The 10,307-nt window shown below is 64.2% G+C and carries 9 protein-coding genes and 1 pseudogene; all 10 read right to left on the bottom strand.

The features are described 5' to 3' along the window. Positions 1–95: 95 nt before the first annotated feature. Positions 96–2,429 carry an Eco57I restriction-modification methylase domain-containing protein gene (locus RBT54_RS17450; RefSeq protein WP_320368288.1) on the bottom strand — a complete coding sequence of 778 codons (2,334 nt, stop codon included), beginning with the start codon at positions 2,427–2,429 and terminating at the stop codon, positions 96–98. A gap of 33 nt (positions 2,430–2,462) precedes the next feature. Next, positions 2,463–2,864 carry a type II toxin-antitoxin system VapC family toxin gene (locus tag RBT54_RS17455; protein WP_320368289.1) on the bottom strand — a complete coding sequence of 134 codons (402 nt, stop codon included), beginning with the start codon at positions 2,862–2,864 and terminating at the stop codon, positions 2,463–2,465. Positions 2,865–2,869: 5 nt separating this feature from the next. Beyond that, positions 2,870–3,166, bottom strand: coding sequence for a type II toxin-antitoxin system VapB family antitoxin (locus RBT54_RS17460; protein WP_320368290.1), 297 nt, complete (start codon positions 3,164–3,166; stop codon positions 2,870–2,872). Positions 3,167–3,204: 38 nt separating this feature from the next. Further along, positions 3,205–6,663: a BREX system P-loop protein BrxC gene (brxC, locus tag RBT54_RS17465; RefSeq protein ID WP_320368291.1), complete on the bottom strand. Its 3,459-nt coding sequence runs from the start codon at positions 6,661–6,663 to the stop codon at positions 3,205–3,207. A gap of 43 nt (positions 6,664–6,706) precedes the next feature. Further along, positions 6,707–7,273 (bottom strand): BREX protein BrxB domain-containing protein, encoded by a 567-nt coding sequence (locus tag RBT54_RS17470; protein ID WP_320368292.1) that lies wholly within the window; start codon positions 7,271–7,273, stop codon positions 6,707–6,709. Continuing rightward, positions 7,266–8,045, bottom strand: a complete 780-nt coding sequence (locus tag RBT54_RS17475; RefSeq protein WP_320368293.1) for a hypothetical protein — start codon at positions 8,043–8,045, stop codon at positions 7,266–7,268. The genes RBT54_RS17470 and RBT54_RS17475 overlap by 8 nt, the downstream gene beginning before the upstream one ends. Further along, positions 8,042–8,254: a ribbon-helix-helix domain-containing protein gene (locus RBT54_RS17480; protein ID WP_043743649.1), complete on the bottom strand. Its 213-nt coding sequence runs from the start codon at positions 8,252–8,254 to the stop codon at positions 8,042–8,044. Before RBT54_RS17480 ends, RBT54_RS17475 begins: the two co-directional genes overlap by 4 nt. Positions 8,255–8,486: 232 nt before the next feature. Next, entirely contained in the window at positions 8,487–9,167 is a 681-nt protein-coding gene (locus RBT54_RS17485) for an SOS response-associated peptidase (protein WP_320368294.1), read from the bottom strand. Between the two features lie 22 nt (positions 9,168–9,189). After that, positions 9,190–9,720: a hypothetical protein gene (locus RBT54_RS17490; RefSeq protein WP_320368295.1), complete on the bottom strand. Its 531-nt coding sequence runs from the start codon at positions 9,718–9,720 to the stop codon at positions 9,190–9,192. A gap of 19 nt (positions 9,721–9,739) precedes the next feature. Next, a pseudogene (locus tag RBT54_RS17495) lies at positions 9,740–10,307 on the bottom strand (hypothetical protein); the annotation flags it as partial.

The following is a 10,307-nucleotide window of genomic DNA, read 5'->3' on the forward strand; positions in this document are numbered from 1 at the left end:
GTGATGCTCGTCGGCGAACAGGTCGGTCTTGATGGCGGTGCGTTTCTTCATGGCTGGCGGCAGAGAACGAAATCAGGACAATCCAATTTTACCAATCACAGAGGGGCCGAGGTTTTTCGAGGCGCCCATATAACATTCTCATAGATGTCACCCGTGTAGAGCGTCGCGGTGCAGCTTCGCGTGTAGGTGATAGCAATCCCGTTACGCCCCCATGCATCTCGCCCTGCGATGGTTGCGCCCAATCCGCCAGTGAGCTTGGACAGCGCACCTTCACCGTTCTCCCAGAGCAAACAATACTCTCGACCACCATACGGCACTTGAGAGTCAACGGTGCCCTGTTGCCGTGCCCAGGACTCGTCACTCGCATCAACCTCCCAAAAAGTGCGACGGAACCGAGGTGAATCACCTGTTGTAGTCCCGCCTCGGACATAGCAAATCTCCCCGAGGCGCTTGACACCCTGTTGGTCATCAAGGCTAACGGTGGCATCCGGATTATCTAACTGGGCCCGCTGCCCCACCGACACCACCTCCCCCTCCCGCAGCAGCGCTGCTTTCTCCGCTGCCCCCTTGGGGCCGCTGGCATCCACGCCGCGCAAGGCAAACGCCTCGTCCGCCGGCGCATGGGTCTGGGTGAGCAGGACGGCCTGTACGACCTCGCCGCGGATGGTCTCGAAGGCGCCCGGCCCCAGCCGCGCCAGCAGATTCCACTGCACCCGCTTCAGCAGGCTTTCACGCTGCTTCTTGTAGCTGGTGAGGAAGAGCCAGTTCTGCGGCATCACAATCTGCACCACGCCGGCCGCGCCGCGCTGCGACAGCTCGAGGCAGCGCTCCAGAAACACGTTGGCAAGGTCGTTCTTGGCGTCCGGGTAATGCGTTTCGCAGAAGGCCTTCAGCGCGTCGGACTGCTTGCCGCGCGCCAGATAGGGCACATTGGTCACCACCATGTGATAGCGCGCATCCAGCAGTCGCGCCGCATCGAGCAGGCCGCGGGCGGTCAGGGCGTGGTCCCAAGCCTCGTCCTGCACCTCGTTGCCCTCGCCCCACAGCGTGGCCGGACGCTCGGTGGACAGCGCCTGCTCCAGCAGTGCGCGCAAGGTGTCGAAGCTGGGGGTGGCGAGGTCGTTCTTCAGGCTGCGCGCCGGGTCGAGCAGGCTGCCCAGCAGCGGCGCCTGCGAAAAGCTGTCGTGCAGCAGGCGCAGCTCCTGGCGCAGGTAGGCGGCGTTGGGCACTTCGTCGGGGACCAACGCCATCCAGTCCGCCGCCCGCGCAGCCACCTTCAGCCCGCAGCAGGCGATGTTGGGCGCGGGCATGTCCGCGCGCACGCCCAGCGGCTGGCCAGCCTCGTCCGGGAAGCGCCAGGCGGCGAGCGCCAGCGCGAACACGGCGATTTCCACGCAACGCGGGTCCAGTTCCAGGCCGTGCAGGTTGTCGCGCAGCACCGCATCCACCGCCTCGCGGGCGGCGAGGTGTTCCGCCGTCATGCGCATCGGCACCAGCATCAGGAAGGCCGCCACCAGAAAATGCCCCGACCCGCAGCAGGGGTCGAGCAGCTTGAAGTCAGCCAGCGTGTCAGGCCAACCGTCGAACTTGCCGGCTGCGGGCACTTCGCCACCCTCACCCCAACCCTCTCCCGCCCCGGCGGGAGAGGGAGCAGGAACGGTGCGCAAATAGGTGAGCTGCACCGGGCAGGGCGCTTCCGGATGGCGGGTGAGCCACCAGGCGCCGAGCGAGTTGTGCAGCAGGAAGTCCACCATGTAAGGCTCGGTGAACAGCTGGGTGACGGCGGGCAGCTCGTCCGCGCCAATCTTCACCTCCGAGGCGTTGACCTCGTCCTTGCGCCGCGCCTGCCAGAATTGATATACCCAGCCCAGGCTGTCGCTGGCCTGAAAGACCTCGGCCGGTAGCGCGGCGAGCAGGCGCTCCAGCTCGCGCTGATGCTCGGGCGCGAACACCAGCTCGAACACCGGATGCTGCGGCTTGAACACCTGCGGCAGCATGCGGGCCGCGAGCTTGCCGGCCAGTTCCCACTCGCTGCGCGCGCCCATCGCCATCTCGGGGTGGTGGTCGACCATCTCGCGGCAGTCCTGCAGCGACACCGCCGCACCCGGCTCCCACAACAGCAGGCCGTTTTCGGCGAGGAAGCGGGCAAACAGCATGCGGTGCCAATGCTCGTAAGCCACTTCCCACACCAGCCGGCGCAGTTCCTGGGTGTCGTCGCCGTGCTTGGCATCGCCCAAGCTGCGGCCGTGGGCGCGCAGGCGGCGGCGCAGGGCGCGCTGGGCGTCGTTCAGGTAGTCCGGCACCCTGCCCTCGCCCACCGCGAGCTGCTGCAAGGCGGCACGGGCGGCCGTCTCAGCGATGTCGCGGGCGGACTTGACGGTGTTTTCGAGTTGGGTGCGCAGCGGCTTGGCGAGGCTGGCTTGGGTCATGCAGAACCTTGATGTCGTATGCGATTGGAGCAGTCAGGCCGCGACCCAGTTTTCCAGCTGCAGACCGGGGTAGTCGCGGAAGTCGTCTTCGTTGTTGGTGACCAGCACTGTGCCGGCGGCGATGGCGTGGGCGGCGATCAGGCGGTCGAGGGCGTCGCGGCGGCGGTCGCGGATGGCTGCGCGCAAGATGCCGAACTGCTCGGCGGCTGCTTCGGTGAAGGGCAGCACCGGGATGCGTTGCACCAGCAGCGCAAGCACCTTTTCGTCGTGGTCGCGGTTACGCTGCTGTATCTCAAGGCCGGCCCGCAGCTCGGCGTAGGTGACGACCGACATCAGCGCTTCGCCCTGCTTCAAGGCAGCCAGGCGCTGCAACACCTGCGGCGGATGACGCTGAATGAGGTGGATGCAGATGTTGGTGTCGAGCATGTAGGGCATCGTGCTCAGGCTCCGTCGGTCGATTTTGGCGGTTCATCCGCATCCGCAGGGTCGCTGCCGAACACGCCGCCCCAGTCGCGCTCTTTCTGTTCGTGAAACTCGCGCTCGCCCGCCATGAAATCGGGGCTGAAGGAGGCAAAAATTGCGGGCACGTCCGCCAGGGTTTCACGCTCCACCGGGCGCAACACCAGGGTGTTGCCAACGCGCTCGATTTCGACCTCATCAGCAGGCCCCAGAAAGGCGAGCTCTTTGGGGATGCGCACCGCGAGCGAATTGCCGCTCTTGAACATACGCGTCAGCATGACGACCTCTCTGTAATGTATATACGGGATATACAAGTTTAGAAGGTCAGTGGGCCTTTGGCTACCTGGGCCAGCAAGAGCTGCTCCACTTCAGCCAGCCAGGCCCTGACCTCATCGACATCGTTGAGGGTGCGCTGCGGCAGCTTGACCTGGACCACGTTGGGCTTGAGGAGCTTGGCAGCGTCCATGCGCACGGCAGCGAAGCGGGTCGTGAGCGCCTGGGTGCGCTCGATCCAGCGCTGCAGGTCGCAGTCGTCCAGCGCATCGGCGAGCTTCTCGGCGGTGGAGAGGTCGAGCGTGACGGGCGGGTCGATGTGGTGCGCGCGAATCAGCTCGGCGTGTTTTTCGCCGTCGAGCTTTTGCCAGTTGCTGTCGGCCTCGAGCTGCGCCATCTGGGCCTCATGCTCGGCGCGGTAGGCGTCGAGCTTGGCAGTCAGGGCCTTGCGCAAGGTGTCGGTGGCGCGCTCCAGCACTGGGCGGACCGGGTCCGGCTCGGCCAGCAAGCTGCGCTGCGCGGAGATGGCTGCGACCTCGGCCTTCAGCTCTGCATAAGGACCGAGTGACGTGGCATAGTCCAGCAGTACGTCTAGCTGATTCCAGAGTGGCAGACGCCTTTGAATGAGCTGCGCGGTCTGCTCCCACTGCTTGGCCAGCACGGTGAGTTCGTCGGCCTTTGAAACAAGCTCCAGCAACAGACCATTGCCGCTCGCCTGCTCCAGGGCGGTGATAGCTTTGGCGCTGGGCGGTTCGGGCTGGGGCGCGGGGCCGCCGGCTGTCGCGGCCAGGGATTTGACCTTGTCAATGAAGGCAGGCGCCTTGGCTAGCTCCTCACCCGGTTGGCAGCCGATGCCCAGATTCTGGAACAGGGTGCGAATCTTGATTTTCTGGATGGGGGTGATGTTGACCGATTCCGGCTCGAAGAAGGCCTGGGTGAGCTTGCTGCGCTCCAGCGATTTGGCGTCGACCGCTTTGTGCACGGTGTCGCGCGCCTTGAGCTCACCGGTGGCGAGCAGGATGTAGAGCGCGCCGTCGATGGTGTCGCGCGGCCAGCCGTAGGGGGGCGACTCGAAGTTGTCGCGGATGTCAGCGCCCTTCTTGCCCGCACCCAGGAAGCCCAGAATCTTCTGGCACACCGGGTGGGACTTGGGTTCCTGCAGGTGGCCGACGGCGCGCATGGCCTCGGCATTGCCCTTGCGTGCTTCGTCCAGCACCTTGTCCCAGCCCTTCTGGTCGGCGACGTCGAACTCGCGATAGAGCCGGATGACCGAGGACTTCACCGCCGCATTGAGGCGCTCGGCCAGGTCGTTGCCCTGGGTGACCTCCTGACCGCCGGCCTGGAACACACGAACGCCCGCAAACAAGGTGTTGAGCAGGGTCTCGATTTCTTTCTCGGCGTTGCGCTGGCGGCTCTCCATCGAGCGCTGCGCGTTGCGCCCTTCCTCGGTGTTGGGCGTGCCCTTGCGGCTGAGCGTGGCCTTGGCGGCCTCCAGGGTCACGATGGCGTTGGCGAGGTCCGTCTTGCTCTGCGCCGGCATGTATGCGAAGAGCGTCGGGTTTTCGGCACTTTTCGCGCGCGCTTCGGCGACGACCGATTTCTCGTCGGTCTGCCAGCCATCCTGAATCCAGAGGTAAAGCGCCTTGTCGTTGTCTTTCGGCAGCGCCTCGTCGAAGCAGGCCGAGAGCGTACGCACCTCGGGCGCCGAGCCCTGGACCGCGCGCACCTTGCTCATCACTGCACGAAAGCGCGCCTTGAAGAAGTCCGCGCGCTTGACCTCGACGTTCTGTGGCGAAGCCTTGAGCTGAGATTCCTGGGAACGGAACTCGTCGTACCACGCGCTCGATTCGCGGGTCTGCAGGTGGTACTCGGCGCCATTGGGGCCATCGAGCGCCATCACCAGGTGGTCTTTCTCCTGAAGCTCATCGAGCAGGGCAGGAATGGTTCGGCGCAGCTCGGTCGAGCCTCCCTTCAGGTCGGTGACGAGCAAGTCGGCCAGCACGTCCTCAGTCGGCTTCAGGCCGATGGCGAGCGCTTTCTCTGCGGGGAGCTTGTTGATGAGATAGATGAGCTTGAGCAGTCTCGCCTTGAGCTGGGACGACGCGTCGCCGGCGGCGAACTTCTGCACCGCCTCGAAGATTTCCCGCGACAACTGGGCGGTGGACACCAGGTTGGCGGCAATCTGGTCGTAGAGGAAGTCACCCGAGACCACATGACCCAGCGGCTGCTCGGCGGTTTCCAGTGCGGCTTCGTGCACAACACGCAGCTGGCTGCGAAGCTGCGCGACGGTACCGGTAGCGTCGATGGTGCGCAGGATGTTTTCCCAGAAGCGGCGACGCACCGGCAAGATGGGGTAATCGGCCGTGATGACCGCTTCGTCGTCGGTGACGTGTTCGAGCTTGGTGCCGCGCAGGTGGCGAGAGATTTCGCCCAGGTTATCGCGCCATACGCGGTCGATATCCGGCAGGGCGGTCGACTTCTTGGCGAGAATGATTTTGCGGGTGACGTTTTCGACGTCCCAGTCGCCTAGCGTGACCTGCACCGGGAAGCGACCCATCAGGCGCTGGAGGTTGGGCATACCAGACAGCGCAGACTGGCCAGTACCGACGAACAACAGCAGACCGTTGAAGTGCTTGGAGAGCGTCTCGGTCACCTCCTGCACCATGTAAGCTTTCTCGGCATCCGAGCCGATGTATTGCTGGACTTCGTCAAGCACTACGAGAGTTAGCGGGAACCTACCATCAGGCGCCAACGCTTCTTGAATCGCGGTGGTCATCTGTTGGTTTGTCACATCTCGTGCTTCAGGGAACTGTGCCTTGAGGAACTGCCGCGTCGCCTGCTCGCTATCTGCGAAACCGGGTATGGCGTGAAGAATCGCTTCTGCCAGATGCTTGGAGACGTACGGCCGGATTAGCTCAGCCTCTAGCTTTCTTCCTGCGCTCGCCAAGTGCTCGCAAACCGCGTCGTAGATACCTTCACGCTTCATCCACACCACTATCTGGGCTTGAGCATAAAGCTCTGGTAGGCCAGCAGAGCGGAATACAATCCCTAGAAGAGCCAGCCTCACGTTGGAGACGCCTCCGCCCAGCTTGCCCGCCGCCGCATGCAGGCCACCATTGCGCTTACCTTGGGTGCTGAGTTCTTTGAGCTGGTCGGATACGCCGGCAGGCAGGTCCGCCAATCCCCGTGCGGAGGCGCCACCTGGTAGCGGCAGGTCTGTCCACAGTGCGCGGAGCATCTTTGCTAGATGGGACTTACCCGAGCCGTAGAAACCGGAAATCCATACCCCAGGTTGTTCTGATTTGGTACCGAGGTTGCGCAGGAAGGTCGACAGAATGGTTTCGATGCCCTTCTCGTACTGACCATCGCAAACGAAGGTTTCAAGCTCGTAGCGCAGCACCGCGAGAGCGGCGGCGGAGTGGTCTTCGGAGACTTCGGCCACACCATTGTTGGCCAGCCGGTTTTGCTCGGGGGATTTGACGTAGATGTCTCGGTTCAGCACAGCGTGTTCCCTTGTTCTTGTTGTGACTACAGCTTCGTGTTGCTCAAGCTTCCTTGGCCAGCAGCGGCACGGCGAGGTAGTTCCAGCCGTCGCGCGCGTCGAGCAGCCGGTAGGCGTGGTTCTCCGGGTGGTATTCACCGGGAAAGAAGACCACCAAGCGACCGCCCACCGCGTCCTTGATACCTTCCACAACCGATGAGACACGCGCCAGTCCGAAGAGGCTGCCCACGCCCATCAGGGCCACCACCGTGTTCGGCGTCGCCTCGGCGGCAATGGTCGTCTTGATGCGGTCGACCAGGTCGTGGACGAACTCGACGACTTCTCCGGCCTGATAACCGGTGAGGTCCTCGGGGCACTCGAAGTAGGCGTCGCGGTACTCCTGGGCCGCCATCCATTCGGGGAAGGCGTTGGTGACATCCAGAAGCAACCATTCGTGACCGGCCTCGAGCGTGGCCAGACGGAACTCATCGATGTGCGCGCGCAGCCGCAGTTCATCGGTCTTGTCATACACGGCAAAGATGACGCGCTGAATCGCCGCCAGGCCTCCTGCCCACGGCACCGAGATGTGCTCCCGGTAGGCACCGACCAGCTTCGCGACTTTGCTACTCATGCAACCATTGCTCCTCATCCGGAGTTAGAAAGCCCGGGAAACGGACTTCTTTGACGCCGCCGGCATTCAGAAAAACGATTTGGCCCCGATGCGAGGCAGAGTTTGCCAAGGCTTCCAGCTCGTCAGGCGAGCTACATAACAGCGTCATCCAGTGGGATGAGAACAGCCGTTGCCCTGAGAGCCCCTCAAGATGCCCCAAGAATAATGCATAGGTGATGTTGCTCGGCGTGACTTTTGGCGCGGCGCGAACCTTTCGCCTACGCCCCACCATGAAGCCCGCCTGGGTCCAGCTTCCGTTGATGTTTTGGGCGATGGATTTGAGCGACGCCGGACTGAAGCGGTCCGGTTCGTTTGCGGCAATGAGTTCCTCGACCTCTTCGCGCTGCACGGCGTCGCCTTCGCCCTTGGCGAGCACAAAGGCCTCCGAGAGCCGAAGAACCGGGTCGCGCACCATTTCAAGCGTCAGGGCGAGCAACGGCCTGGCAGCCTCATCAAGCGCCCAGAGCTTGCGAAAGATGCGGAAAACCGGAATGGCAGGGTCCAAGCCGTAGAGTTCGACGAGGTGGCCGAACGTGAGCAGACGCGATTTCTGTGTCGGCTTGCCTAGAACGTTGAGACCCACCACCTCGTCACGGTAGCCGTCTCGCGTCGTTTCCGACGTAGTGTGTTCAAAAAGGAGCATCAGCTCGTCGAACATCATGGTGCGGGCGGCATGCGTGCCGCTGCGACCAAGTCGGTAGCCCAGCTTGATGAGGGATTCGTTTGAAGTCACGGGGTCTTGACGGGCTTGCGACGGCTGGAGGCCGGCTTCTCTTCGGTTTGAGCGGGGGGCGAGATGGCATGACGCTCGCAGTAGTCGATGAGCAGATACTCAATCATGTTGCTGAGCGTGCGATGCTCGCGGTCTGCAGCGAGGCGTAGCAACTCTTTAATCTCGGCAGACATCCTGAGATTGATTGCCTCGGTCTTGCGTCGAGCCATCGGTTTGCGCCCCACACGCCTTGTCTTTACATTGTGTAGACTTTATAGGCCTTGCTCTTGGATGTAAAACTAACAAGCCAACCGGATCAGCCAGTGAGCTGAACGCCACGCAATCCAGTCGAGTTCTCCAGGAAAATCGTTCTTGGAGGGCTTGCGTCTGAGCAAACGGCTCGCGCATCCTCGGACGAAGAATGGCTACGATCGTGTCGTGCGCCGAGGCGAGCGACAAGACTCAGAGCGGCTGGATCAGGTTCGCCCCCTCGTTGCGAACGTTGCCGACCGCTTTCCCCACGGGATGCACCGCGAGCGCCGCTTCGGGACACGGCCTCACCAGCGCCTGCACCTGTTCGGCCGCAGTCGCCCCGTTCAGCCACGCCCAGTAATCCCCAGGCGCCAGGATCACCGGCATGCGGTCGTGCAGCGGTCGCATCGCCGCGTTGGCCTCGGTGGTGACGATCGTGAACGTGTCGAGCTCCTCGCCGTCGGCCGGCCTCGTCCAGCGTTCCCACAGCCCCGCCAGCGCGAAGAACTCGCCCCCGACCGGGTGGATGTAGAACGGCTGCTTGCCACCGCCCTGCTGGTCACTGAGTTGCTGCCATTCGTAGAACCCGTTGGCCGGCACGATGCAGCGGCGGCGGCGGAACGCCGCCCGGAACGAGGGCTTCTCGGCGACCGACTCACCGCGCGCGTTGATCAGCTTCGTGGCGATCGTCTCGTCCTTCGCCCACGACGGCACGAGGCCCCAGCGCAGGCGGTGAATCACCCGCTCGCCGTTCGACCGCTGCCGCACCACGGGCAGCCACTGCATCGGCGCCGCGTTCCAGCGCGGCTCGAAGTCGAACCCTTCGGGTGTCGCGTCGAAGGTCTCGCGCAGGCGCGAGACCGGACCGTAGAGGGCGTAACGACCGCACATGCGCGCGCCCTCCCCGGCTGCCTCAGTGCAGCGTACCGGAAGGCCCGCCCTCGCCTTCCTTCACCGGCAGCAGCTCCGTGAACCGCCCCTGCACCTCGGTGTAATGCCGGAACTCGGGCGCCCCGATCGTGCGCTTCTTCTTGCTGATGCCCTTCGGCCTGACCGGCACCTGGGCGACCCACACGCCGTGGCGGGTCTCGAGCGACAGGCTCACCACGTCGATCCGCCAGCTCGCCGGGCAGTCGGCCAGCGAGCCGTACTCGTCGAGGATCTCCTCATAGCGGGCGACCTTATCGGCGCGCAGGCTGTAGGCCTCCATCAGCACGAAGACGAAGTCGGCGTCGAGCTGCTCGGCGAGCATTTTCACCGTGCGCGCCGCTGCGTCCTTGTCGGCCGGCGAGCGCATGACGAGCGCCGTGGGGATCGTGGCGCCGGTGGTGAAGTTGCCGACGAAGGCCATCGGCGCGAGCTCCTCGCCCTGCTCGAGGAGCTCGCGCGCCTTGTCGATCACCGGCGCGATCGCCGCCCGGTAGCGTTCGGGGAGCTGGCTCATGTCGGGGTCCTCGCCGGGTTCAGCGCTCGCGGCGCATCTTCACCGCCGCCTCGTACTCGCGATCGAGCCCGGTCCCGGCGTCGCCCTTGGCGTCGAACATCCGGAAACCCACGTGCATATACGCCAGGAGCGCCAGGCCGGAGAACTCGCCCTCGAGGTTCTGCAGCGTGTAGCGCATCGCCGGCTTGTTGATCTCGAGCCCGTTGCGGCCGAGCAGCGCGATCTCCATCACGATCTGCCCGACCTTCGCCTGGTCGAGCTTGGCGAAGCGATCGAACGCCGCCTGCATGTACATCACCGCATCCATGCGCAGGCCGCCGTCGACCGCCGCGCGCATCTCCTCGTGACCGATGCGCGTGAGCGCCTCCTCAGCCATCTCGCCGACCTGGTGATCTGGGAAACGCTTCACCACTGTCTTGTACTGCTCGGCCGCCTCCTTCACGTACGACGGCCCGAGCGTCGCGTAGTCGAGCGCGTAGCGCCCGATCACCGTCTGCTCGAACTCGGGCGTGCCGCGCGGCGGCAGGCCCGCCGGATCGAGGTCGTCGAGCGGGATCTGGAAGATTTCGGGGGCTTGGGCAGGGCAG

Source organism: Thauera sp., assembly GCF_034003485.1.
Classification (GTDB): domain Bacteria; phylum Pseudomonadota; class Gammaproteobacteria; order Burkholderiales; family Rhodocyclaceae; genus Thauera.